General features: G+C 70.8%; 22 protein-coding genes and 1 pseudogene. 9 read left to right on the forward strand and 14 right to left on the reverse strand.

The genetic code is table 11. The annotated features are described in order from the left end of the window. Window positions 1–335 precede the first annotated feature (335 nt). The 3 genes and pseudogenes from BM424_RS29850 to BM424_RS02730 all read left to right on the forward strand — a co-directional run. Window positions 336–779, forward strand: a pseudogene (locus tag BM424_RS29850) (glycosyltransferase family 39 protein); the annotation flags it as partial. A 187-nt stretch (window positions 780–966) separates the two neighbouring features. Then, complete coding sequence (locus BM424_RS02725) at window positions 967–1,467, forward strand: hypothetical protein (protein WP_175547903.1); 501 nt, start codon at window positions 967–969, stop codon at window positions 1,465–1,467. After that, window positions 1,468–2,211: a mannosyltransferase YkcB-related protein gene (locus BM424_RS02730; RefSeq protein WP_093413431.1), complete on the forward strand. Its 744-nt coding sequence runs from the start codon at window positions 1,468–1,470 to the stop codon at window positions 2,209–2,211. 40 nt (window positions 2,212–2,251) lie between these two features. Here the strand turns inward: BM424_RS02730 and BM424_RS02735 are convergent, their stop codons facing one another. The 6 genes from BM424_RS02735 to BM424_RS02760 all read right to left on the reverse strand — a co-directional run bounded on the left by BM424_RS02735 (window position 2,252) and on the right by BM424_RS02760 (window position 6,831). Then, on the reverse strand, window positions 2,252–2,845 hold the full coding sequence (locus BM424_RS02735) for an RloB family protein (protein WP_175547904.1): 594 nt from the start codon (window positions 2,843–2,845) through the stop codon (window positions 2,252–2,254). Window positions 2,846–2,847: 2 nt separating this feature from the next. Continuing rightward, complete coding sequence (locus BM424_RS02740; RefSeq protein ID WP_093413434.1) at window positions 2,848–4,188, reverse strand: AAA family ATPase; 1,341 nt, start codon at window positions 4,186–4,188, stop codon at window positions 2,848–2,850. A gap of 83 nt (window positions 4,189–4,271) precedes the next feature. Beyond that, the gene (mutM, locus tag BM424_RS02745; protein WP_093413436.1) at window positions 4,272–5,156 is read right to left on the reverse strand and encodes a bifunctional DNA-formamidopyrimidine glycosylase/DNA-(apurinic or apyrimidinic site) lyase; all 885 of its coding nucleotides are present in this window, start codon (window positions 5,154–5,156) and stop codon (window positions 4,272–4,274) included. A 138-nt stretch (window positions 5,157–5,294) separates the two neighbouring features. Next, window positions 5,295–6,059, reverse strand: coding sequence for a ribonuclease III (gene rnc, locus BM424_RS02750; protein WP_093413437.1), 765 nt, complete (start codon window positions 6,057–6,059; stop codon window positions 5,295–5,297). Between the two features lie 14 nt (window positions 6,060–6,073). Further along, window positions 6,074–6,256 (reverse strand): 50S ribosomal protein L32, encoded by a 183-nt coding sequence (gene rpmF / locus BM424_RS02755; protein WP_093413438.1) that lies wholly within the window; start codon window positions 6,254–6,256, stop codon window positions 6,074–6,076. Window positions 6,257–6,258: 2 nt separating this feature from the next. Continuing rightward, complete coding sequence (locus BM424_RS02760) at window positions 6,259–6,831, reverse strand: YceD family protein (protein WP_175547905.1); 573 nt, start codon at window positions 6,829–6,831, stop codon at window positions 6,259–6,261. A gap of 280 nt (window positions 6,832–7,111) precedes the next feature. Here BM424_RS02760 and BM424_RS02765 point away from each other — a divergent pair, with 280 nt between their 5' ends. Then, window positions 7,112–7,657: a hypothetical protein gene (locus BM424_RS02765; RefSeq protein ID WP_093413441.1), complete on the forward strand. Its 546-nt coding sequence runs from the start codon at window positions 7,112–7,114 to the stop codon at window positions 7,655–7,657. On the opposite strand, the gene BM424_RS02770 is transcribed toward BM424_RS02765, so the two are convergent. The 3 genes from BM424_RS02770 to rsmD all read right to left on the reverse strand — a co-directional run bounded on the left by BM424_RS02770 (window position 7,640) and on the right by rsmD (window position 9,705). Further along, a complete protein-coding gene (locus BM424_RS02770; RefSeq protein WP_093414587.1) occupies window positions 7,640–8,368 on the reverse strand; it encodes a DivIVA domain-containing protein in 729 nt (242 codons plus the stop codon). The genes BM424_RS02765 and BM424_RS02770 overlap by 18 nt on opposite strands. A gap of 239 nt (window positions 8,369–8,607) precedes the next feature. Further along, on the reverse strand, window positions 8,608–9,090 hold the full coding sequence (gene coaD, locus BM424_RS02775; RefSeq protein WP_093413442.1) for a pantetheine-phosphate adenylyltransferase: 483 nt from the start codon (window positions 9,088–9,090) through the stop codon (window positions 8,608–8,610). A gap of 54 nt (window positions 9,091–9,144) precedes the next feature. After that, window positions 9,145–9,705, reverse strand: a complete 561-nt coding sequence (gene rsmD / locus BM424_RS02780) for a 16S rRNA (guanine(966)-N(2))-methyltransferase RsmD (RefSeq protein WP_093413443.1) — start codon at window positions 9,703–9,705, stop codon at window positions 9,145–9,147. Between the two features lie 170 nt (window positions 9,706–9,875). Here rsmD and BM424_RS02785 point away from each other — a divergent pair, with 170 nt between their 5' ends. Further along, window positions 9,876–11,939 carry a HelD family protein gene (locus BM424_RS02785; RefSeq protein ID WP_093413444.1) on the forward strand — a complete coding sequence of 688 codons (2,064 nt, stop codon included), beginning with the start codon at window positions 9,876–9,878 and terminating at the stop codon, window positions 11,937–11,939. 104 nt (window positions 11,940–12,043) lie between these two features. Then, window positions 12,044–13,387, forward strand: coding sequence for an MFS transporter (locus BM424_RS02790; protein ID WP_093413445.1), 1,344 nt, complete (start codon window positions 12,044–12,046; stop codon window positions 13,385–13,387). Here BM424_RS02790 and BM424_RS02795 read toward each other — a convergent pair whose 3' ends face one another. Next, window positions 13,388–14,080, reverse strand: coding sequence for a GntR family transcriptional regulator (locus BM424_RS02795; RefSeq protein ID WP_245775564.1), 693 nt, complete (start codon window positions 14,078–14,080; stop codon window positions 13,388–13,390). Between the two features lie 116 nt (window positions 14,081–14,196). Here BM424_RS02795 and BM424_RS02800 point away from each other — a divergent pair, with 116 nt between their 5' ends. Continuing rightward, window positions 14,197–15,750 (forward strand): thiamine pyrophosphate-binding protein, encoded by a 1,554-nt coding sequence (locus tag BM424_RS02800; RefSeq protein WP_093413446.1) that lies wholly within the window; start codon window positions 14,197–14,199, stop codon window positions 15,748–15,750. On the opposite strand, the gene BM424_RS02805 is transcribed toward BM424_RS02800, so the two are convergent. Beyond that, window positions 15,739–16,806 carry an Ldh family oxidoreductase gene (locus BM424_RS02805; protein WP_093414590.1) on the reverse strand — a complete coding sequence of 356 codons (1,068 nt, stop codon included), beginning with the start codon at window positions 16,804–16,806 and terminating at the stop codon, window positions 15,739–15,741. The two genes, BM424_RS02800 and BM424_RS02805, sit on opposite strands and share 12 nt — an antisense overlap. Window positions 16,807–16,844: 38 nt before the next feature. After that, complete coding sequence (locus BM424_RS02810) at window positions 16,845–17,588, reverse strand: ribonuclease activity regulator RraA (protein ID WP_093413447.1); 744 nt, start codon at window positions 17,586–17,588, stop codon at window positions 16,845–16,847. Between the two features lie 128 nt (window positions 17,589–17,716). On the opposite strand from BM424_RS02810, the gene araD reads away from it, so the two are divergent. Further along, window positions 17,717–19,447, forward strand: a complete 1,731-nt coding sequence (gene araD, locus BM424_RS02815) for an L-arabinonate dehydratase (RefSeq protein WP_093413448.1) — start codon at window positions 17,717–17,719, stop codon at window positions 19,445–19,447. Between the two features lie 17 nt (window positions 19,448–19,464). Beyond that, a complete protein-coding gene (locus BM424_RS02820; RefSeq protein ID WP_093413449.1) occupies window positions 19,465–20,367 on the forward strand; it encodes a dihydrodipicolinate synthase family protein in 903 nt (300 codons plus the stop codon). Here BM424_RS02820 and BM424_RS02825 read toward each other — a convergent pair. Both BM424_RS02825 and BM424_RS02830 read right to left on the reverse strand, forming a co-directional pair. Continuing rightward, the gene (locus tag BM424_RS02825) at window positions 20,361–20,894 is read right to left on the reverse strand and encodes a hypothetical protein (protein ID WP_245775565.1); all 534 of its coding nucleotides are present in this window, start codon (window positions 20,892–20,894) and stop codon (window positions 20,361–20,363) included. The two genes, BM424_RS02820 and BM424_RS02825, sit on opposite strands and share 7 nt — an antisense overlap. A 261-nt stretch (window positions 20,895–21,155) precedes the next feature. After that, a complete protein-coding gene (locus tag BM424_RS02830; protein WP_093413450.1) occupies window positions 21,156–24,533 on the reverse strand; it encodes a pyruvate carboxylase in 3,378 nt (1,125 codons plus the stop codon). Between the last annotated feature and the right edge of the window lie 328 nt (window positions 24,534–24,861).

Raw genomic sequence — 24,861 nt, forward strand, 5'->3', positions numbered from 1 at the left:
CCGGAGCCAGGTGCGAACCCGGTTGACGGAACCTGGGAATCGGCTGGGAGTCGGCTCCCGGCGGACGCGCAGCGGACTCACACGGTCCTCCCAGGCGCAGCGGCCAGGCTCGTCGCGGGAAAGGTCCGCTCCGGAGAGGAATCCGCATGTCCGCTGCTCCACCGCTCACCCGCACCGGGGAACCGAGAGGGTCGCGTCCCGCCCGCTGGGCGGTACTGGCGCTCGCCGCGTTCCTCAACACCTGGGCGCTGTCGATCAACGAGTGGGCCAACACCTACTACTCGGCCGCGGTGCTGGGGATGACGCGGAGCTGGAAGGCGTTCTTCTACGGCGCGATGGACGCGGGATCGTTCATCACGGTCGACAAACCACCGCTGGCCCTGTGGGTGCAGGCGCTGTCCGCGCGGATCTTCGGGTTCAACACCTGGAGCCTGCTGCTGCCCCAGGCCATCGCCGGGGTGGCCGCGGTGTGGGTGGTGCAGCACGTGGTGCGCCGCGGTTTCGGCCCCGCCGCCGGGACGCTGGCGGGACTGGCGCTGGCGGTGACGCCGATCGCGGTGGTGATGGCCCGGCACAACAACCCGGACATGCTGCTGACCCTGCTGCTGGCGCTGTCGCTGTGGGCGGCCTCGAACGCGATCCGGTCGGGAAGGCTGATGCCGCTGGTGTGGTGCGCGGTCGCGATCGGCCTGGCGTTCAACACCAAGATGCTGCAGGCGTTCTTCGTGGTCCCGGTGATCGCGGCGGTCTACCTGCTGGCGGCCCGCCCGGCGTGGCCGCGCAAGCTGCTCAACCTGGGCGTGGCGGGGATCGCGCTGGCGGCGGTGAGCGCGTCGTGGCTGCTGGTGGTCGACCTCGTGCCGGCCTCGGCCCGGCCGTACGTGGGCGGCCAGCAGGAACAACACGGTCCTCGACCTGCTGCTGGGCTACAACGGCCTCGGTCGCGTCGAGGGGCAGGCGCGGATCATGTCGCCCGGCATGATGGGCGGCGGTGGCCCCGGTGGCGGTCCCGGCGGTGGGATGCCTCCGGGCGGCGGAATGCCCCCGGGCGGTGGCGGTCCCGGCGGGGGCGGCATGGACGGCGCGAGCCTGACGCGGCTGGTCAGCGGCGAGGTCGCCTCGCAGATCGGCTGGCTGTACCCGCTGGCCCTCTTCGGCATGATCGCCGTGCTGGTGCTCCTCCGGCGCCGCCCCCGGCACGACGCCCAGCGCGCCGATTTCCTGCTGTGGGCCGGAACCCTGCTGATCACGGCGGGCGTGTTCACCTTCGCCTCCGGCATCTGGCACACCTACTACACGGTCGCCCTGGCCGCCCCGCTGGCGGCGGTCGTGGGCATGGGCGTGATCGCGATGTGGCGCCTGACCCGCGACACCGAGTGGTGGGGCCTGCTGCTCCCGGCGTCGATCATCACGACCGGTCTCTGGAGCGCCCACCTGCTCGGCCGCAACGAGGACTTCCTGCCGTAAATGGGAACCGTCGTCGCAGCCGTCGCGCTGGTCGCCGGTGTTGCGATGACGGTTCCCCTGTTCCTGCCCCGCGCCCGGCGAGCCGGGAAGACCCGCGTCATCGCCGCGGGTGCGCTGGTGGGAATCCTCGCGTCGCTGGCGGGACCGACGGCCTACGCGGTGACTCCGCTGTCCACCCCGGTGCAAGCAACGTTCCCCTCCGCCGGCCCCAGCACCACCGGTCCCGGCGGCGGTCCGGGCCCCGACGGGGGCCGCGGGATGCCCGACGGCACCCGGCACGGGGGCGGAACGCGACCGGACGGCGCGACCGGGCACCGGCCCGACGGCGTGCGCGGCGAACGCGGCGAGCGCTCCGGCGGCGAACAGGTCAGCCCGCAGCTGATGCGCTACCTCACCGACCACCACGAGAACGAGACGTGGCTGGTCGCGGTGGTGGGATCGATGGTCGCGGCACCGGTGATCCTGGAGACCGGCCAACCGGTGATGGCCGTCGGCGGCTACAACGGCAACGACCCCACCCCCACCGTCGATGAGCTCAAGCAGCACATCGCCGACGGCGAGCTCCGCTACGTCTGGACCAGCGGCTCCTCAGGCGTCCGGAGCATGAGCGGCGACGTCGACACGGCGGTCGTCGACACCACCATGTCCTGGGTCGCCCACCACTGCCCCGTCGTCAACCCCACCGACTACGGCGCCAACCCCACAACCACCACCCACCTCCACGACTGCCAAGGCACAACATGACCCGCCCCAACGAACCAAAAACCCCTCCGCAGACGGCGACTCACCGATCCGACAGCAGCTCAACGAGGACCGGCATCGCCGAGGACGGATCCGGACCCACCCGCCCAGCCCGCAACTCGGGGTCGGCGCGATATGCGATCGCGCACGCTTCGCCGACCTGGTGGAACGGGAAGCTCAGCGACAGCATCTTGTTCTTGACCAAACCCAGTTTGGCGGTGCGCTGATCGAGCTGCGCAGAAGTCAACGCAGAACGATTCCCCTCGGCATGCCATCGCAACCACATCTCGAACTTCACGTTGGAGACCAGCAGCAGAATCGACTCGCGCTCAGCGCGTTCGCAGGCGCTCGGCAGCGCTTCGTGCCGGTCGACGTCCACCAAGCAGACGCAGATGTCGAAGGGCTTGTCATCCTTCGCCGCCTTGTCCCGGATCTCGACGCACTTCCGGACGACTCGGAGCGGATCCCTCCCCACACCGACCGGTTTGACGACCGCCGTCGAACCTCTGCTGCGCAGAAAGCTGTTCAGGCGTTCGACGTACTGCGGCTCGGTGAGAGTGCCTTCGGTGACGACGAGAATTCGCTTGGCGAGCTGCCTCGCCGGACGCCCCCGGCGCTTGTTCGGACGGTCGGCCACCTTCAGCCCGCCTCGGGTCGGACGAGGACCGCCAGTGAGCTGGGTGAGAGCCGTGGTGTTCCGCCGTACCGTCCCGTCAGGTACCGCTTGGCCACGTTCGCGTCGGGATGTTTCGGGAAATCGGCGAGGCAGGACAGCTCGGTGACTCCGTCCCAGGACTTGTCCGTGAACCACACCTGCTCGGGCTCGAGAGAGACCTCGCTCAGGGGCGAGAGCAGGTAGGACTCGTGACTGGTGAACACCAGCTGCGCCTGCTCGGTGTTGACCGTCGGGTCCGCGAACGCGCCGAGCAGCACGTCCAGCAGGTGCGGGTGGAGGCTCGCATCGATCTCGTCGACCACGAGCAGTCCCCCGCCGCGCAGGGCTTCCAGCGCAGGCACCGCGATGGAGAGCCACGCGATGGTCCCATCGCTCTCGTCGTGGATCGAGAACGCGGGGCGTTCCTCCGCGGTGCCGCGGTGGGTGAACACGAGATGCCGGACGACCTGCGCGAGCTGGTCGTCGTCCAGCTCGTCCTGCTCCTCGCGATCGTCGTCCGCGTCTCCGGCCTCGGCAGGGGCCGCGTCGTCGCCGCCTTGAACGTCGCGCACCCATCGCCGAAGCGCTCGGCGGATGTGCTCCGGGATCTTGGTCTCCTCGATGTCGACCTTCACGACGCCGATGTCGGCGACCTGCAGCAGCGCCTCGAGGTCGCAGAAGGTGATCGCCCCCTCGGCGAGCGAGTCGGCGATGTTGGTCAGCCGGGCTTCGCGATGGGAGTCCTTCACGAGGACGTAGTCGAAGCTCGACGTCAGGTCGTGCGCGACGGCGTGCAGCGGGGAGTCGGGCAGGAGGAGAGCGCGGCTGAGCACGAGCTCGCGCTTCGTCACCTCGATCCTGCGGAGACTCGGGTGGAACGTCAGGACATCGTCGTCGCGGTCGCGGTCCAGCAACGTGCGCCATCGCGACGACGGCACGTCCCGCAACCACTCCCGCTTGATGCCCTCGGCGTCGACCTCGAACCCGTACCGGTGACGACGTCCATCGTGGACGAAGTCGAGCTCGTAGGTGCTCGACGATGCGCGCGCGTCCCCGTCCAGCAGGAACGGTGCGCGCCGCATCCCCTTCGCCGCCTGCCAGGTCGTCGCCGAGTGGCCGATCGCCGCGAAGGCGTACCGGATCGCGTCGAGCACGGCGGACTTGCCGGTGGCGTTGCCCCCGAAGACGCCCGCAAGCGGATACGTCGCAGCGGCCCAGTCGTCGTCCCGGGGCCGAAGGGTGCGCAGCGACGGGCGAGCGAAGTCGACGGTGACTTCGTCGCGGATGCTGTTGTGGTTCCGCACCGTGAAGCTCAGCAGGAGCATGGCGCGACATTAGCACCTGAGCCCATCACATCTCTCGTTTTTCGAGCAGAATGAGTCGCTCAGAATGATGAGATCCGCGCCGACTACAGGTGGGCGTTGCGGGGTTTGGGTTGGCAGACGGGGCAGGTGTAGGCGGAGCGGTTCATCCACGGGTCCCGGCGGATGGAGGCGCCGCAGCGCGGGCAGGGGCTGCCTCCCTGGCCGTAGACCGCCAGGGAGCGGTCGAAGTAGCCCGATTCGCCGTTGACGTTGACGTAGAGGGCGTCGAAGGAGGTCCCGCCGGCGTGCAGCGCCTCGCCGATGACGTCGGTGACGGCCTCCATCAGCTCGCGCACCTTGGGCCGCGTCATCGTCGCGGTCGGACGGGCCCAGTGCAGCTTGGCGCGCCACAGGGCCTCGTCGGCGTAGATGTTGCCGATGCCCGAGACCAGGCTCTGGTCCAGCAGCGCGCGCTTGATGCCGGTCCGCCGGGCGCGCAGCCGCTCGGTCAGCCGCGCCAGGTCGAACACCGGCTCCAGCGGGTCCGGCGCGATGTGGGCGACCGGTTCGGGCAGCAGCACGCCGTCGACCTCGACGAGCTCGGCCAGCTGCAGACCGCCGAAGGTGCGCTGATCGACGAACCGCAGCTCAGGACCGCCGTCGGCGAAGCGCATCCGCACCCGCAGGTGCTTCTCGTCGGGCGCGTCGGTGGGTTGCACGAGCAGCTGCCCGCTCATGCCCAGGTGCACGACGAGACCTTCGCCGTCGGTGTCGCCGGAGCCGTCGCCGAGCTCGATCCACAGGTACTTCCCGCGCCGCCGAGCGGCGGTGAGCACCCGCCCAGCCAGCCGGGCCGCCAGGTCCTGGGCTCCGAGGGCGTGGCGGCGCACGGCGCGCGGGTGCAGGACTTCGACGCTGGAGAGCTTCCGGCTCACGGCGTGTTCGGCGACACCGCGGCGGACCACCTCGACCTCGGGCAACTCAGGCACGAGCCCATCCTGTCCCACGCCCGGAACGCGCCCACCACCGGGACCTGACCGGGTCGGGGCGCGAAAAGGGACATGATCAGGGGCCGGGCGGATCCGCCCGAACCGGTCCCTGATCATGTCCCTCTCAGGCGTTCGGCCTCACGACGCGGAGTCGGCAGAGCCCTCCTCCGCGGACTTCGCCGCGTTGACCTGCTCGTCGAGCAGGCGCCACGCCGCCTCGGCGGCCTTCTGCTCGGCTTCCTTCTTGGTGCGGCCGTCGCCGCGACCGTAGGTCTGGCCGCCGACGGAGACGAAGGCGCTGAACTCCTTGCGGTGGTCCGGCCCCTCCTCCTCGACGCGGTACTCGGGCACGCCGAGCGCCGCGGAAGCGGTCAGCTCCTGCAGGCTCGTCTTCCAGTCCAGACCGGCACCGCGCCGCGGCGCCTCGGCCAGCAGCGGCTGGAAGAGCTTGTGCACGACGGCGCGGGCGACGTCGATGCCTTCGGCCAGGTAGACGGCGCCGAGCACCGCTTCCAGACCGTCCGCGAGGATGCTCGCCTTGTCACGGCCCCCCGTGAGCTCCTCGCCCCGGCCCAGCAGCAGGTACTCGCCGAGACCGCCCTCACCGAGCCCGCGGGCCACTCCGGCCAGCGCGTGCATGTTGACCACGCTGGCGCGCAGCTTCGCGAGCTGCCCCTCCGGCAGATCGGGGTGCTCGTTGTAGAGGTGATCGGTGATCACCAGCCCGAGCACCGCGTCGCCGAGGAACTCCAGCCGCTCGTTCGGCGGAAGACCGCCGTTCTCGTACGCGTACGAACGGTGGGTGAGGGCAAGGGTGAGCAGCTCGGCGTCCAACTCGACGCCGAGCGCTGCCAACAACGGAGCCCGGTCGATCTGACGGGCCCTCGGCTGCTTTCCCCCCACTACGTGACCGCCGCTCAGGCGGGCTGGACGACCTGACGGCCGTCGTACTGACCGCAGGCCGGGCAGACGACGTGCGGCAGCTTCTGCTCGCGGCAGGAGCGGTTCGAGCACTCGGTCAGCGTCGGCGCCGAGGTCTTCCACGACGAACGGCGGTGACGGGTGTTGGCCCGGGACATCTTGCGCTTCGGGACGGCCACGACTACTTCTCCTCTTCGGTACCGCCGAACCGCTCTTGAAGCGCGGCCCAGCGAGGATCAATGGTCTCATGCGTGTGCTCGGGGGCGAGTTCGGCCCACTTCACGCCGCACCCGGAGCACAGCCCCTGGCAGTCCGGCGAGCACAACGGTGCCGAGGGAAGCGACAGCAGCATCGCGTCCCGCACCACCGGTTCGAGGTCGATCAGGTCGTCCACGACCCGTTCCACCTCGTCGTCATCGGTGCTGGTGTCGGTGGCGCTGTCCGGGTAGGCGAACAGCTCGCGGATCTCGACCTCGATCTCCTCGGAGACCGGGTCCAGGCAGCGGACGCATTCGCCGGACAGCTCGGCCGACGCCGTGCCGGACACCAGCACGCCCTCCACCACGGACTCGGCCAGCAGATCGAGCTCCACCGGCTCGCCCTCGGGCACCTTGATCATGTCCAGCCCGAAGCCGGCCGGTGCCGGAGCGTTGCGCGTGTAGGCACGGCTGCTACCGGCCCGGTGGCCGATTTCCCGGGTGTCGATCACCCAAGGGCCGGCTTGCGCAGTGCGCGTTTCATGGCTCTGAGACATCACGAATTTCGGTGCTTGATGAACGGGCAATGGGGCCGACGCTGGGAACGATCCCCGACGGGGTCGGGCGCCACGTCCCAAGTCAGCTCTCCCAGCGTACGCGACGCCCGGCTCGGAACGACACCAGCCCCGGTTCAGCGCACCGCCGCCCCGCTCCGGTGGTTGGACCATTCAGCGCAGCCGCTCGACCGGCGGGCACAACTTCCCCTCCCGCCATCAGCGGATTAGGGTGCTGGGAAATCCAGCGGTCGGGGAATTTCGCGAGGCATGGACTGACGCCATGAACGAGGACGCATCCCCACTCACCACGCCCGTCTACCGGTTCGTCGAGCTCACCCCCGACGAGCTGCGGCGGATCCGGAACCAGTGCACCTGGCTGGGCTCGATCGCGACCGGGCTGAGCGCGCTCGTCGGCGTGCTGATCGTGGCCTGCGGCTACCACGTGCCCAGCGCCACGGTCGCCACCCAGATCCTCACCGTCGGCATGGGCATCGTGGCCGCGGCCATGTCGCTGCTGCTGGCGCTCACCCTGCTCACCGGTCGGCGCAACGTCCGGACCGGCCGCTTCAACGCCGGTGAGGCCGCGCAGGTCCGCCACGTGGCGACGACCTACTGGATGATGACCCTGCTGACCTCGTCGGTCGCCGCGCTGTCGTTCCACAGCGCGGTCCGGGTCGACGGCATCGCCTACGGCCACCACCTGGAGTACACGGCGCCGGTGATGGTCTACCTGATGCTGCTGATCTCCCCGCTGCTGGTGGCCACGGCCACCGCCGTGGCGACCCACCAGATCCTCAAGGACCCGGCCTCAGTTGGCGCCCGCTGAGGGCTGCCACTCCTCGTAGTCGAACGGGGCGCCCATCGGGCTGCGGAGCTGCTGGCGGCCCTTGCCGACGGTGCGCAGCGTGCGGCCGAGCAGGTCCTCGAAGTCGGCCAGCCGGGAGTCGACGTAGGCGTCGCACTCGCTGCGCAGCCGCTCGGCCTCGTCGTTGGCCTCCTCGACGATGCGCTTGGCCTCGTTGTTCGCGGCCTGCACGACCTCGGTGTCGGTGACCAGGCGTGCCTGCTCGGTCTTGCCCTCGTGCACCGACTGCTCGTAGGCCGCGCGACCGGCCTGCACCATGCGGTCCGCCTCGGACTGGGCGCGGCTCACGTAGTCCTCGTACTCGCGGCGACCGGCGGTGACCGCCTGCTCGGCCTGGCCGCGGGCGTCCGACAGCAGGTGATCGGCCTGCTCGCGCGCCTCGGCCAGCATCCGCTCGGCCTCCGCCCGGGCCTCGGCGAGCGTGCGCTCGGCCTCGGACTGGGCTTCGGCGACCGACTTGTCGGCCTCCGTCTGCGCCTTGGTGACCACCTCGTCCCGGTGGTCCAGGACGTCCTGGGCGTCGTCGAGCTCCTGCGGGATCGCGTCCCGCACGTCGTCGAGCAGCTCCAGCACATCACCGCGAGGCACCACACAACCCGAGGTCATGGGGACGCCACGGGCCTCTTCGACGATCGTCACGAGCTCGTCGAGGGCTTCGAACACCCGGTACACCATGATCTCCCTGCAGTCGTCCAGCGCCGCGCCGTTCCAGCATCTCAGAACACCGCGCGATGCCGATCACGGGCCGTTCCCCGTCCAGTCTGCCTGCAGGACCCCCGTACCCGGCGGAAATCCACCATCCGCGTGTCAAGCCCCGGCCGCGAACGAGGGAGCCTTCCCGTCATCCGGTGACGGGAAGGCTCCCTCGTTGCAAGTCCGCACTCACGCGTTGGCGTCGCGCGTCGCGAAGATCAGCCGTTCTCGGCCAGCCGATCGCGCAGCCGCTGCTCGATCGTCGCCGGCAGCAGGTTGGAGACGTCACCACCGTAGGTGGCGACCTCCTTGACCAGCGACGACGCCAGGAAGCTGTAGAGCGGGTTGGTCGACATGAACATCGTCTCGACCCCGGACAGCTGCTGGTTCATCTGCGCCATCTGCAGCTCGTAGTCGAAGTCGCTGACCGCGCGCAGGCCCTTGACGATCGCGCCGATCTCGTTGGCCTTGCAGTAGTCGACCAGCAGGCCGTGCCAGGAGTCGATGCGCACGTTCGGCCACGGGGCCGTGACCTCGCGCAGCATGTCGAGGCGCTCGTCGACCGAGAACAGGCCCTTCTTGCTCTTGTTGATGAGCACCGCGACGACGACCTCGTCGAACAGGCCGGACGCTCGCTCGATGATGTCCAGATGACCGTTGGTGACCGGGTCGTAGGAACCTGGACATACCGCACGCCTCATGGCCAGGGACGTTAGCAGCCGGATCAGCGAACCCCCAGGATGACGTGGCCCGGCTCACCGCTGTTCGATCACGGCCCGGTGCACGGCGGTGTCGCCGTAGCGCTTCGAACGCAGCGCCTCCAGGGGTTCCGGCCAGTCCGGGTCGCCGCTGCGGACCGCGCGCTCGACGATCACCACGCTGCCCGGACCCACCCAGCCGTGCTCGACGAGCCCGTCGAGCACCCGCTGCAGCAGCTCGGCCGACAGGTCGTAGGGCGGATCGGCCAGCACCACGTCGAACGGCTCCGGCGCGGGCGAGGCGGTCAGCGTCTCGGCCTTGGCCTGCTCGACCCGCACGTCGCGGAAGCCCAGGGTCGCGGCGTTGCGCTTGAGGATCTGCGCCGCGCGCCGGTCCGACTCGACGAACGTGGCGTGCCCGGCACCGCGCGAGAGCGCTTCCAGGCCGAGCGCACCGGAACCGCCGTAGAGGTCGAGCACCCGGGCGCCGTCGATGTCGAGCATCGTCTCCAGCGAGTTGAACACCGCCTCGCGCACCCGCTCCGAGGTCGGCCTGGTTCCCTTCGGGGGTACTTCCAGGCGTCGTCCGCCCGCGCTGCCCGCCACGATCCGAGTCACCCGCACATCGTCGCGCACCGCCGGTGGGCAGGTGTTTCGCGGGTGGTGACCCAGCGCGGATTCTACGCCCGGCGACCTCCCCCGACGGCAGGCGGGACGCGTTGGGCGGCACGGGATCGCGCGTAGTCTGTTAGGTCTGCCCACCGCGCCAGACCGGGAGAAAGTCACAGGTGTCCGAAGCGTCCGAAAAGCAGGCCGAGATCGCGGTCGAGCAGGAGCACGTGGACCGCGTCTACGCCCGTCTCGACGAGCTGCGCTCCGAAGCCCAGGCGATGCGCGACAAGAGCTACGAGTACGGCCGGGAGGCCACGCCCGAGGCGCTCAACGAGCGGGACGTCATGCTCCACCACGCCATCCGGACGCTGCAGGCGCTCAACGCCGAGTCCGAGGGCCTGGTGTTCGGCCGGCTGGACACCGGCAACGGCGACGTGGTGCACATCGGCCGCCTCGGCATCCGCGACCAGCGCTTCGACAACCTGCTGGTGGACTGGCGCGCGCCGCTGGCCGCCGCCTTCTACCAGGCCACCCCCGAGCACCCGCAGGACGTGATCCGCCGCCGCGTGATCCGCTGCTCCCGGGAGACCGTCGTCGACGTCTCCGACGACCTGCTCGACCCCGACCGCGCCTCCTCCGACATGCGGGTGATCGGCGACGGCGCGCTGATGGCGGCCCTGACCCGCTCGCGCGGCGAGACGATGCGCAACATCGTCGCCACCATCCAGAAGGAGCAGGACGAGGCGATCCGCGCCCCCGAGAGCGGCGTCACCGAGATCACCGGCGGCCCGGGCACCGGCAAGACCGCCGTCGCCCTGCACCGCGCCGCCTACCTGCTCTACCGCGAGCAGCGCAAGCTCGGCGGACCGGGCGTGCTGGTCATCGGCCCGTCGCCGGTGTTCATGAGCTACATCTCGCGGGTGCTGCCGTCGATGGGCGAGCACAACGTGGAGCTGCGCGCGCTCGGCGAGGTCCTCGACGGCATCAGCACCGCCAGGATCGACGACCCGCGCACCGCCGAGATCAAGGGCTCCTCCCGCATGGTCAAGGTGCTGCGCCGCGCGCTGCGCCTGCCGCCACCGGAGGCACCCGAGTCGCTGCAGCTGTTCTACCGGGGCACGGTGCTCAAGCTGGAGGCCGACGAGCTCAAGCGGATCCGCCGCACCCTGCACAACAAGGGCGGTCAGCCCAACAAGTTCCGGATGAAGGCAGCCGACGCGCTGCTGGAAGCCCTCTGGCAGCAGGCGAAATCCCTGGCGGGCGGCGATTTCCAGCCCGACCGCGACCAGCTGATCACCGAGATCGGTGAGCGCATCGAGTTCCACCGCTTCCTCGTGGCCTGGTGGCCCGCGCTGTACCCGATGCAGGTGCTGCGCTGGCTGTCGGACCCGGAGCGGCTGGCCCGCGCGGCGCGGCGGCTGCTGGCCGCCGAGGAGGTCGACCTGCTGGCGAAGTCGTGGGCGTCCCTGGGAGATTCGGCCGGTGCCGAGTGGACGGTCGCCGACATCGCGCTGATCGACGAGCTGCGGACGATGATCGGCCCGCCGCCGAAGCGCCCCGCCCGCCCCGAACCGGACGCCGAGCAGCCGCGTCGCGCCGTCAACTACGACGAGTACGCCCACGTGGTCATCGACGAGGCCCAGGACCTCTCGCCGATGCAGTGGCGGATGGTCGGCCGCCGCGGCAGGCACGCGAGCTGGACGATCGTCGGCGACCCGGTGCAGTCGTCCTGGCCGGACCCGGCCGAGGCGGCGACCGCGCGCGAGCAGGCTCTCAGCGCCCAGCGCACGCATCGCACGTTCACGCTGCGCACGAACTACCGGAACTCGGCGGAGATCTTCGAGCACGCCTGCGACGCGGTCCGCGACCTGGTCGACCCGGACGACCTGCCGACGGCGGTGCGCACCACGGGCGTCGAACCCGACGTCCGCGAGGTCGCGGCCGACGACCTGGCCGCGGCGGCCCGGGAGGCCGCGCTCGACCTGCTGGAGCGCGCGGAGGGCACGATCGGCGTCATCACCACGATGTCGCGCCGGGACGAGGTCCGCGCCTGGCTGTCCGATGTGGACGACTCGAGGCTGCGGGTGGTGGGCAGCCTGGACTCGAAGGGCATGGAGTACGACGCGGTCGCCGTCGTCGACCCCGACGGCCTGGCCACCGAGTCCACCACCGGCCGCAGGGCGCTCTACGTCGCCCTCAGCCGCGCCACCCAGTTCCTCACGGTCCTCAAACCCGCCTGACGCGGCCGGTTCCGGCCGGTTCGAAGCCGACATCCCGTTGACCGGTCGTGTCGCACCACCTACGTTGGCATATGAGATATCATGCGTCACGACGGGGTGGTTGCATGCACGAACCCGTTCCCACCGCTCCCGCTGCGGCGGATAAGCGGCCCGCGGGCAAGCGTTCCCAGATCCGATGGCTGATGGTCGTGCTCGTCGCCCTGGCGACGGCCATCGCCTACGTCGACCGGGCGAACCTCAGCGTCGCCAGCGATTCCATGCAGCAGGAGCTCCAGTTCTCCGACGAGCTCAAGGGCATCATGCTGTCGTCGTTCTTCTGGACCTACGCGATCTTCCAGCTGCCCGGCGGCTGGCTGGTGGACCGCTACGGGCCGCGCGCGCTCTACGCGATCGCGGTGGTGTGGTGGTCGATCGGCACCGCGGCCACCGCGCTCACCAGGGGATTCGCCGGGGTGATCGGGTGCAGGCTGGCGCTGGGCGTCGGCGAGGCACCGGTGCAGTCGGCCAACGCGCGCGTCGTCTCGGAGTGGTTCCCGCGCAAGGAGCGGGCGTTCGCCTCGTCGATCTTCGACACCGGTTCGGAGTTCGGCAGCGCGCTGTCGGTGCCGCTGGTGACGTTGCTGATCGCGCTCGTCGGCTGGCGCGGTTCGTTCCTGGTCACCGGTGCGCTCGGGCTGGTCTGGGTCGCGGTGTGGCTGCTGGTGTACCGCTCGCCGCGCAAGCAGCGCTGGGCGAACCGGGCCGAGATCGACTACATCGAGCAGGGCGGCGGCCGCACCGAGGAGAAGGAGCTCGACGAGGGCGGCAAGGAACCGATGAAGTGGCGCGACCTGTTCCGCTACTCCACCACCTGGGCGCTGGTCGCGGGCTACACCTGTCGCGGCGTGATCATCTACTTCTTCATCACGTGGTACCCGGATTTCCTGGTGGACCAGCAGGGTTTCTCGCTGCTGGAGCTCGGTTTGTTCGGCGCCATCCCGGGTTTGGCGGCGATGGTGGCGAACTGGCTCGGCGGGCTGTTCTCCGACTGGCTCGTGCGGCGCGGCACCCCGCTGGCGATGGCGCGCAAGATCCCGCTGGTCATCGGCATGCTCGGGGCCTCGACGATCGCGCTGGCCTCGATCGCGCCGAACCCGGTGTGGGCGCTGGCGTTCCTGACCGTCTCCTACTGCAGCGCGGCGGTGTCCACGGGCGCGCTGCTGTCGCTGCCTGCGGACGTGGCGCCGACGCCGCGCAACGTGGCCTCGCTGACCGGAGTGCAGAACTTCGGGTCGCAGCTGGGCGGCATCATCGGGCCGATCGCGATCGGTTTCCTGCTGGGAACCGGGCAGTTCGCCTACGTGTGGCCGCTGGCGTTCGCGGGCGCGATGTGCCTGCTGGGCGCCTTCTTCTACGCGTTCGTCGTGCGGGTCGAGCCGTTGGACGAGCAGCGGCCGATGTTCGGCTGATCAGGACTCGGCCTGCTCCGCGGATTCGAGGTTGGTGAGGGAGCGCTGGATGTGCTCGCCGACGAGGCGTTCGGCCTCGTCGGCGTTGCCGTCGTTGACGGCCGCGAGGATCTCGGCGTGCTCGACGAACTCCTCGCGCCAGGTCGGCCAGCGGTCCCACAGCAGGTTGACCACGCCGAGGGCGGTGAGATCTTGGAGGGCGTCGAGCTGGTCGATGACCAGGGAGTTCCCGCAGCCGGCGTAGAGCGCCCGGTGGAACCGGCGGTTGGCCATGCTCAGGTCGTGGTTGTCGCCGGCGCTGAGCAGTCCGGCGGCCTCGTTGAGCGCGTCCTGGGCGCGCTGCACGACGTCGGCGGCGCGGGCGGTGGTGGTCATCCGGGCGGCCCAGGGTTCGAGCAGCCTGCGGACCTCGTAGACCTTGCGGACGTCCTCCAGCGACAGCGCGCGGACGGTGATCCCCTTGTTGGGCACGACGGTGACCAGGCCGGTGTGTGCCATGCCGATGAGCGCCTCGCGCACCGGGGTCTTCGACACGCCGAGCAGTTCCGACAGGCGGCGCTCGACCAGCGTCTCCCCGGGGCGCAGCTCGCCGGCCAGGATCGCGGTGCGGATGGAGTCCGCGACCAGGTCGGTGCGGCTGGCGGGCCCGTTGAGGGGACGCAGTCGGGAGGAATCGCTGGCCAGCTGTGTCACGACGTCGATGATATATCGCGACCTGCCGACACGCCCGGGCGACCTGCTGATTCCACCCCCGGCACGTCCTCTGGCGTATGATATCTCAGCACAGATCGGACATTGCGAGGCAAACCATGCGCACAGTCGCCCAGGCCGTCGCCCGCGTGCTCGCCGACGCGGGGGTGGAACACGGCTTCACCGTCCCCGGCGAGTCGTTCCTGGGGCTACTCGACGCGTTCGCCGACACCCCGGAGCTGACGCTGGTGTCGACGCGGCACGAGAGCGGCGCGGCGTTCATGGCCGAGGCCTGCGGGAAGCTGCGCGGGGTCCCGGCGGTGGCGATGGCCAGCCGGGGCCCGGGCGCGACGAACCTGTCCATCGGCGTGCACACGGCACGGCAGGACGGCACGCCGATGGTGGTGCTGCTCGGCCAGGTCCCCTCGACCAAGCTCGGCCGCGACAGCTTCCAGGAGGTCGACCTCGCGGCGATGTACGCGCCGCTGGCGACCTCCGCCACCCAGCCGGCCACGGCCGCCGAGGTGCCGGGCGCGGTCGCGGAGGCGCTCGCGCAGGCCACCGGTCCCCGGCCGGGACCGGCGGTGGTGGCGGTGCCGAGCGACTTCTGGGACGAGCCCTTCCCCGGCACGCTCCCCGCGCCCGCGCGCCTCGCGGCTCCGGAACCCGACGTCGCCGAGATCGCCGAACGGCTCGGGGCCGCGCGCAGTCCCGTGGTGATCACCGGCGCGCGCGATCCGGACGGCCACCGCGAGCTCGTCGCCACCGCCGAGGCCCTGGGTCTCGCCATCTACACCGGTTTCCGGCGGCAGGACGCCTTCCCGGAGGACCACCCGCAGTTCGCGGGCCATCTCGGGCTGTCGGTGCCCGAGGCGCAGCTCAAGGCACTGGAGGACGCCGACGTCGTGCTCACCGTGGGGATGCGGCTCGACGAGGTGACCAGCCAGGGCTTCCGGTTCCCGCTGCCCGAGCAGGAGCACCTGGAGCTGCCGCCGTCGGCGCTGGCCGAGCTGCGCGCGAAGACCCCGCCGCGGCAGCGCGACTGGTCGGTCGCGCACGAGGCGGTCCGCGAGTTCACGACCCCACCGGAGTTCGGCCCCGGCGCTGCGTTGCACCCGACCGAGGTGGTGCGCGCGCTGCGCCGGCTCGCGCCGCGCGACGCCGTGGTCACCAACGACGCAGGCAATTTCTCCGGTTTCGCGCACCGCTACTGGTGCTTCACCGAGCCGCGCACCCAGCTCGGCCCGTGCAACGGGGCGATGGGCTACGCGGTTCCCGCCGCGGTGGCGGCCCAGCTGCTCGAACCCGGGCGCGCGGTGATCGCGATGGTCGGCGACGGCGGCGCGCTGATGACCGGTCAGGAGATCGAGACGGCGGTGCGCCACCGGGCGCCGATCGTCGTCGTGGTGTTCCAGAACGGCCTGTACGGCACGATCGCGCTGCACCAGGTCAAGAGCGGCCGTCCGATGTCCGCGGTGGACATCGGCGCGGTGGACTTCGCCGGGTGGGCGCGCAGTCTCGGCGCCGCCGGGCGCACGGTCGAGACGCGCGAGCAGCTGGAACCGGCGATCCGCGCGGCGCTGGCCGAGCAACGACCATGCGTGCTCGACGTCCGCACCGATCCCGACGTGCTCACCGCCGACGCCCGGCTGGGCGATTTCCTAGAGACCTGAGGGCACACCGGCCCGCTCGGCGATGCCGCGCAGCTGCTCGACGAGCACGTCGGGCAGCGGAATCCCGTTCCGGGACCGGTCCTGCCGGGCGGCGGCCTGCGGATCACCCGCCACCAGAACGGGTTCGTCGGCGTTCAGCGGCGGGGCGGCGTGCAGGAGGTCGACGGCGTCGTCGAGGTCGTCCTCGAACTCGCCGGGCGGGCGGAACCCGCTCGGGTCGAGGGCCAGGAAGAAGTGCCCGATGTTGTTCGGCTCCCCGGGTTTCCGGATCGCCGGGAACGTCCCGCCGCACAGCGTGGCGCCCAGGAGGTGGGCCATCATGCTCAGCCCGTAGCCCTTGTGGGAACCCATCTCGGGGGTTCCGCCGAGCGGCGTCAGACCGCCCGCGCCGTCACCGCGCAGGATGCCCAGCGCTTCGCGCGCGTCGGTGACCGGCCGGTTGACGTCGTCGACCACCCAGCCTTCCGGAAGGGGTTCGTCGTGGAAGTCGTAGACCTTGACCTTGTTCACCGCCGCGGTGGTGGTGGCGATGTCGAGCAGGAAGTGCGGGTTGCGCCGCGCCGGGGCGGCGAAGGCGATCGGGTTGGTGGCCAGCATCGGCACCACCGATCCGGTCGGTGGCGCGGCGGGCAGGTTCGCCGAGCTGGTGACCAGGCCGATCAGCTTCTGGCGCGCGGCCATCTCGGCGTAGTGCCCGGCGGCGCCGAAGTGGTGCGAGTTGACCACCGAGACCACGCCGACGGTGCCGGCCTTCGCCTTGTCGATGGCCGTGCGCATGGCGAGCTCACCGGCCGGGTGGCCGATACCGCCACCGGCGTCGACCAGCGCCGAGGCGGCGTTCTCGCGCACCACGGCGGGTCTGGCGGTCAGGTCGATCAGGCCTTCGGCGCGCATCCGCTCGTAGCTCATCAGCATCGACACGCCGTGCGAGTCGATGCCGGCCAGGTCGGTCTCGGCCATCACTTCGGCGGTGACGGCGGCCAGGTCGTGGTCCATCCCCCACGCGATGAAGACCTGGCCGATCAGTTCGCGCACCGCGTCGACGGAAACCCGCACCACTGCCTCCCGTTCTCCGGTTCCGAACCGGAAGAGCCCTACCGCCAGGGGTTCTCGGCCGCCCACTTCTCGTACTCGGCCCGGGTCGCCGCGTCCGGCGGGTACGTGCCCCGGAGGGGCAGACCGGATTCCACCCGGGAGAGCACGAAGGCTTCGAGGTGTTCCTGCGCGGCGGCGGCCTCGGCGACCTCGTCGGCGAGGTGGCGCGGGATGACCACGACGCCGTCGTGGTCGCCGACGAGCACGTCGCCCGGGTAGACCGCGACCTCCCCGCACCCGATGGGCACCTGCATGTCCGCGGCGTGGTGCTGGATCAGGTTGGTGTTGGCCGAGGGGTTGCGCGCGAAGGTCGGCATCGCCAGCTCGGCGAAGCCGTCGGAGTCGCGCACCGACCCGTCGGTGACCACGCCCGCGCACCCGCGGTGCAGCAGGCGGGTGGCGAGGATGTGGCCGAGGGAGGCGGCGCGCTGCTGCCCGCGCGAGTCGATGACCAGGACCTCGCCCGGGCTCACCGACTCCACGGCCTTGCGCTGGGGGTGGTCGTAGTCCTGGAACACCGACAGCACGTCGATGTCCTCGCGCGCCGGGACGTAGCGCAGCGTGAAGGCGACGCCGACCATGCGGGACCGCTCGGGGTTGAGCGCCCGCAGCCCCTGCACGAGCTGGTTGCGCAGGCCCCGGGACAGCAGCTGCGTGGTGATGGTCGCCGTGCTCGCGTAGCGCAGCGCCTGCTCGGTGCGCTCGGGCAGCGGATCGGAAGCCTGGATCGGGGTGTCCACCATCGTCGGCCCTTCGCATCGTCGGACGTCTGAGATATCATATATCGCACGGCAAGGGGTCGTCCCCGATGATCTCCAGCCAAACCCTCCGAACAGCGAGGTTCCAGACTCCGGAAGGGAGTTCGCCGGCCATGTCCCGTCCCAGGCTCACCGCCGAGCAGCTGCGCAGTCACCGCTGGTTCGGCGTGGACACCATGCGCTCCTTCGGCCACAAGTCCCGTGCCAAGCAGATGGGCTACGACGCCGAGGACTACTCGGGCAAGCCGGTGATCGGCATCGTCAACACCTGGAGCGAGATCAACCCGTGCCACCGGCACTTCCGGGAGCGCGCCGAGGACGTCAAGCGCGGCGTGCTGCAGGCGGGCGGGTTCCCGCTGGAACTGCCCGCGATGTCGCTGTCGGAGCCGTTCCAGAAGCCGACCACGATGCTCTACCGGAACATGCTGGCGATGGAGACCGAGGAGCTGCTGCGCTCCTACCCGGTCGACGGCTGCGTGCTCATGGGCGGCTGCGACAAGACCACGCCCGGCCTGATCATGGGGGCGACCAGCGCGAACGTGCCGTCGATCTTCCTGCCCGCCGGGCCGATGCTCAAGGGGCGCTGGAAGGGCGTGACGCTGGGCAGCGGCTCGGACACCTGGAAGTACTGGGCGCAGCGCCGCGCGGGCACCCTCGGCGAGCGGGAGTGGGGCGAGATCGAGGACGGCATCGCCCGCTCCCCCGGCCACTGCATGACGATGGGCACGGCCTCGACGATGACGGCCGCTGCCGAGGCGTTGGGGCTGACGCTGACCGGCGGTTCGTCGATCCCGGCGGCGTTCTCGCACCACCCGCAGCTGGCGGTGGCCACCGGGCGCCGCGTCGTCGACCTGGTCTGGGAGGACTTCCGGCCGCGCGAGATCCTCACCCGGGAGGCGTTCGAGAACGCCGTCGCGGTCGTGATGGCGATGGGCGGTTCCACGAACGCGGTGATCCACCTGGTCGCGATGGCCGGTCGCGCCGAGGTCGAGCTGCCGCTGGAGGTCTTCGACGAGCTGTCCCGGACGGTCCCGGCGCTGGCCAACATCCGCCCGTCCGGCGAGTACCTGATGGAGGACTTCCACGACGCGGGCGGGCTGCGCGGGCTGATGGCCGAGCTCGGCGAGCTGCTGCACCGCGACGCCATCACCGTCACCGGGCGCTCGCTGGGCGAGGACCTCGACGGCGCGGAGATCCACGACGCCGACGTGATCCGCCGCCGCGACGACCCGCTGTCCGAGCAGGGCGGGCTGGCGGTGCTGCGCGGGTCGCTGGCGCCCGACGGCTGCGTGATCAAGACCAGCGCGGCCGACCCCGCGCTGCTGCGGCACCGGGGACGGGCCGTGGTGTTCGACTCCTACGAGGACATGGAGCAGCGGATCGACGCCGACGACCTCGACGTCGACGCCGATTCGGTGCTGATCCTGCGCGGGGCGGGCCCGCTGGGCGGGCCGGGGATGCCGGAGTGGGGGATGCTGCCGATCCCGAAGAAGCTGCTGCGCCAGGGTGTCACCGACATGGTGCGGATCTCCGACGCCCGGATGAGCGGCACCAGCTACGGCACCTGCGTGCTGCACGTCGCGCCGGAGTCGTTCGCGGGAGGCCCGCTGGCGCTGGTGCGCGACGGCGACGTCGTCGAGCTCGACGTCGAGGGCCGCCGGCTGGACCTGCACGTCGACGAGGCGGAGCTGGAGCGCAGACGCGCGGAGTGGACGCCGCCGGAGGCGGTGTTCGCGCGCGGCTACGGCAAGTTGTTCGCCCAGCACATCACCCAGGCCGACCGGGGCTGCGACTTCGACTTCCTCGAAGGCGCCGGGGGCGCGCCCGAACCGGCCATCCACTGAGTCGAGCGGAGGAGACGATGACGACCAGCGTCGACGCGCTGCGCGGGGTCACCGCGATCACCGTGACCCCGTTCGACGGCGCGGGCGCCCCGGACTGGTCCGGCTACGAGGCGATCGTGGCGCGGATGGGCGAGGCCGGGGTGCAAGTGATCACGCCCAACGGCAACACCAGCGAGTTCTACGCGCTGTCCCGCTCCGAGTGGCAGCGGGCCAACGAGGTCACCGCGGCCGCGGCGGGCGGGTCGGTGGTGATGCCGGGCATCGGCTACGACATCGGCACGGCCAAGGACATGGCGGTGGCGGTGCAGCAGCTCGGCGCGCCGCTGGCGATGCTGCACCAGCCGGTGCACCCGCACCAGTCGGTGGCCGGGTGGGTCGCCTACAACCGGGAGATCGTCCAGTCCGCGCCGGGGCTGGGTTTCGTGCTCTACGTCAAGGACTCCCGCATCGGCGCCGACGCGCTGGGCTCGCTGTTCGACGCCTGCCCGAACGTGGTCGGCATCAAGTACGCGGTGGCCGATCCGCTGCGCTTCGGCGAGATCTGCGCGTCGCTCGGCGCGGACCGGGTGGCGTGGTCGTGCGGGCTGGCCGAGCGGTGGGCGCCGTCGTTCTGGCCGCTGGGGGCGGCCGGGTTCACCTCGGGCGGGGTCAACGTGGCCCCGAAGCTGTCCCTGGACTACCTGGCGGCGCTGCGCTCGGGCGATCAGGCCGAGGTCCGGCGCTTGTGGTCGCTGATCGCCCCGTTCGAGGCGATGCGCGCCGAGGACGCGACCGCGTGCAACGTCGCGGTGGTCAAGGAGGCCTTGGCCCAGCAGGGCCTGTGCGGCCCGGGTGTCCGGCCACCGGCGGGTGGCCTGTCCGCGCACCAGCGCGACCGGGTCACCGAGATCCTCGAGTCCTGGGCCGCGGCGGGCTACTGACCGTCGATGCGCACGAACGCCTGGGCCGACGAGGCCCAGCGGTAGTGCTCGGTGTGGCCCTGACCGGTGTCGAGGTCGTTGATCCACACGGCGATGTCGCCGTGGAACACCTGGTGCTCCTCGGGCACCTGGGTCCACACCGGCGGGCTGACCACGGTGCCGAGCGCGTGCGGCTCGGTGCCGCCCGGGTCGGTGGTCATGCCGATCAGCGCCCGGGAGTACTCGGCACCCCTGGGCCCGCACTCGACGTACATCAGCGCGTCGTCGACCCCTTCGCCGGTGACGTCGGCGTAGCCGATCGGCTTCTCCGGTGCGAAGCGGTAGATCCAGTCCCCGGCTTCCCCGGCCCCGTTGGTGAACGAAACCACCTGCCGCGGGCAGGGTCCCACCTGCGGGACCTCGAATGCCGCGTTGTGCCAGTCCACTTCCTGCACGTCGGCCGCGGCCATCCCGCCGCCGGCGATCATCCCGGCTGCCGCGAGCGCCCCCGCGCTCGCCACGACCCGCTTGCGCATGACGTCCCCCATGTCTCCATCGCGTCGTCGTCGGCTACCCAGGACACGGGCAACCACGGCAATCCCGTTGCCGCACCTGTCCAGGTTCACCGCATCGGATGAAGAACACCGCGCTTCCCGAAGATCCCCGCACAGCGACGTGGAAACTCCCCGGACAGAACGACAACGGGCCGCTCCCTCCACGAGGGAGCGGCCCGTTCAGGGGTCCGGCGCCGTGTGGGTCCCTTCGGGGGTGGGGGAAGTTTTCATGAAAACTTCCCCCACACCCGAGGATCACCCGAGTTCGATGATGAGGTCTCCGCCCTCGACCTGCTGCACCGCGCCGATGGCGAGGCGCTTGACCTGGCCGCTCTGCGGGGCGGTGATCGCGGCCTCCATCTTCATGGCCTCGATCGTGGCCACGGTCTGGCCGGACTCGACGGAGTCGCCCTCGCCGACGGCCAGGGTGACCACGCCCGCGAACGGGGCCGGGACGTGGCCCGGGTTGCCGCGGTCGGCCTTCTCCGCGACCGGCAGGTCGGTGGCCACCGAGCGGTCGCGGACCTGGATGGGCCGCAGCTGCCCGTTGAGCACCGCCATGACGGTCCGCATGCCGCGCTCGTCGGGTTCGCTGATGGCCTCCAGCCCGATGAGCAGCCGCACGCCGGGCTCCAGGTCCACCGAGTACTCCTCCCCCGGCTTGAGGCCGTAGAAGAAGTCCTTGCTGCGCAGCAGCGAGGTGTCGCCGTAGGCGTCCCGGTGCTCCTGGAACTCCTTGGTGGGCTTGGCGAACATCAACCGGTTGAGCGTGTTGCGCCGGTCGTTGACCAGCCCGTCGCGGTCCTCGGCGGACAGCTCGGCGATCTTGCGGGTGCTGGTGCGGCCTTCCAGCGCGCGGGTGCGGAACGGCTCCGGCCACCCGGCGGGCGGGTCGCCCAGCTCGCCCTGCAGGAACCCGATGACCGAGTCGGGGATGTCGAACTTGCGCGGGTCGGCCTCGAAGTCGGACGGGTCGACGCCCGCACCGACCAGGTGCAGCGCCAGGTCACCGACGACCTTCGAGGACGGGGTGACCTTGACCAGCCGGCCGAGGATGCGGTCCGCGGCGGCGTACATGGCCTCGATCTCCTCGAACTTGTCGCCGAGGCCGAGCGCCACCGCCTGGGTGCGCAGGTTGGACAGCTGGCCGCCGGGGATCTCGTGCGAGTAGACGCGTCCGGTCGGCGAGGCCAGCCCGGCTTCGAAGGGCTGGTAGATCTTGCGGACCGATTCCCAGTAGGGCTCCAGGTCGCACACCGCCTGCAGGTCCAGGCCGGTGGTGCGCTCGGTGTAGTCGGTCGCGGCCACCAGCGAGGACAGCGCGGGCTGCGAGGTGGTGCCCGCCATCGACGCGGTCGCCGCGTCCACGGCGTCCACACCGGCCTGGATGGCGGCGGTGTAGGTGGCCAGCTGACCGCCCGCGGTGTCGTGGGTGTGCAGGTGCACCGGCAGGTCGAACTCCGAGCGCAGCGCGGAGACCAGCTTCTCCGCGGCGGGCGCGCGGAGCAGTCCCGCCATGTCCTTGATGGCCAGCACGTGCGCACCGGCCTCGACGATCTGCTCGGCGAGACGCAGGTAGTAGTCCAGTGTGTACAGCTTCTCGTCCGGGTTGGACAGATCAGCGGTGTAGCACAGCGCGACCTCGGCGACGGACTTGCCGGTGTTGCGGACGGCCTCGATGGCCGGGCGCATCTGCTCGACGTCGTTGAGCGCGTCGAAGATCCGGAAGATGTCGATGCCGGTGTCGGTGGCCTCCTGCACGAAGTGCTCGGTGACCTCCGTCGGGTACGGCGTGTAGCCGACGGTGTTGCGGCCGCGCAGCAGCATCTGCAGGCAGATGTTGGGGACGGCGTCGCGCAGCTTGGCCAGCCGCTCCCACGGGTCCTCGGCGAGGAACCGCAGCGCGACGTCGTAGGTGGCGCCGCCCCAGCACTCCAGCGACAGCAGGTCCGGGGTCATCCGCGCCACGTGCGGCGCGACCGCCAGCAGGTCCTTGCTGCGCACCCGGGTCGCCAGCAGCGACTGGTGGGCGTCGCGGAAGGTGGTGTCGGTGACGCCGACCTGGGTGGATTCGCGCATCCACCGCGCGAAGCCCTCCGGGCCGAGCTCGGTGAGCTTCTGCTTCGAACCGGGCAGCGGCGCGGCGGTGAGGTCGACCTCGGGGAGCTTGAAGCTCGGGTCGGCGGCGCTGGGCCGCGGGCCGTTGGGCTGGTTGACGGTGACGTCGGCGAGGTAGTTGAGCATCCGCGTGCCGCGGTCGGCGGAGTGCCGGGCGGTGAGCAGGTGCGGGCGCTCGTCGATGAACGACGTGGTGACGCGACCGGCGCCGAAGTCGTCGTCGTCGAGCACCGCCTGCAGGAACGGGATGTTCGTGGCGACACCGCGGATGCGGAACTCGGCGAGGGCGCGGCGGGCGCGGCCGACGGCGGTCGGGAAGTCGCGACCGCGGCAGGACAGCTTGACCAGCATCGAGTCGAAGTGCGCGCTGATGCTGGTGCCGGCGAAGGCGGTGCCGCCGTCGAGGCGGATGCCCGCGCCGCCCGGCGACCGGTAGGCGCTGATCATGCCGGTGTCGGGGCGGAACCCGTTGGCCGGGTCCTCGGTGGTGATGCGGCACTGCAGGGCGGCGCCGCGCAGCCGGATCTTGTCCTGGGTCATGCCCAGGTCCTCCAGCGTCTCGCCGGCGGCGATGCGCAGCTGGGACTGCACGAGGTCGGTGTCGGTGACCTCCTCGGTCACCGTGTGCTCGACCTGGATGCGCGGGTTCATCTCGATGAACACGTGGTTGCCGCGCTCGTCGACGAGGAACTCGACGGTGCCCGCGTTGACGTAGCCGATCTTGCGGGCGAAGGCGACCGCGTCGGCGCAGATCCGCTCCCGCAGCTGCGGGTCGAGGTTGGGCGCCGGGGCGATCTCGATGACCTTCTGGTGGCGTCGCTGCACCGAGCAGTCGCGCTCGAAGAGGTGCACGACGTTGCCCTGCCCGTCGGCGAGGACCTGCACCTCGATGTGCCGCGGGTTGACCACGGCCTGCTCCAGGAACACGGTCGGGTCGCCGAAGGCGGATTCGGCTTCGCGCATGGCGGCTTCGAGGGCTTCGCGCAGCGCGGAGGGCTCGTCGACGCGGCGCATGCCGCGGCCGCCACCACCGGCGACGGCCTTGACGAAGACCGGGAAGGTCATCTGCTCGGAGGCGGCGAGCAGTTCGTCGAGGTCGCGGGACGGCGCGGAGGAGTCCAGCACCGGGACGCCGGCTTCGCGCGCGGCGGCCACGGCGGTGGCCTTGTTGCCGGTCATCTCGAGGATCTGCTGGCGCGGGCCGACGAAGGTGATGCCGGCCTCGTGGCAGGCCTTGGCCAGCTCGGGGTTCTCCGAGAGGAAGCCGTAGCCCGGGTAGACGGCGTCGGCGCCCGCCTGGCGCGCGGCCTTGATGATCTCGTCGACGGAGAGGTAGGCCCGGACCGGGTGGCCGGGTTCGCCGATCTCGTACGATTCGTCGGCTTTGAGGCGGTGCAGCGAGTTGCGGTCTTCGTGCGGGAAGACCGCGACGGTCCCCGCCCCCAGCTCGTAGGCGGCGCGAAAAGCGCGAATCGCAATCTCGCCGCGGTTCGCGACGAGCACCTTGCGGAACATGCCGGCTCCCTCGGATAACAGGCGTCGGTCGGTGCAGGAGACACTACCGCGAAAATTCCCCGTTACGGGAGAACCCGTCAGGTGACGAAGACCTCGACACCCCCAATGACCAGCCCAAATGCCGGTCGTGCACAAGCTGTAGCCGAAAGAAAATCATGCGAATTTTCCACGGGCGGAACTTTCGCTCACCTATTCGAGATCTGGAGGTCACCTGGAGGCCGCCGCGGGGACACCCGCCGACGATTTTCGCCGGAATCGCCCGAGATCGATTTTTTCCGGGAACAGGGCAGTTTTCGCCAAAACCGCCCAGCATCCGGGATTCCCACCC

Origin of the sequence: Saccharopolyspora flava, from assembly GCF_900116135.1 — a bacterium.
Lineage (GTDB): Bacteria > Actinomycetota > Actinomycetes > Mycobacteriales > Pseudonocardiaceae > Saccharopolyspora > Saccharopolyspora flava.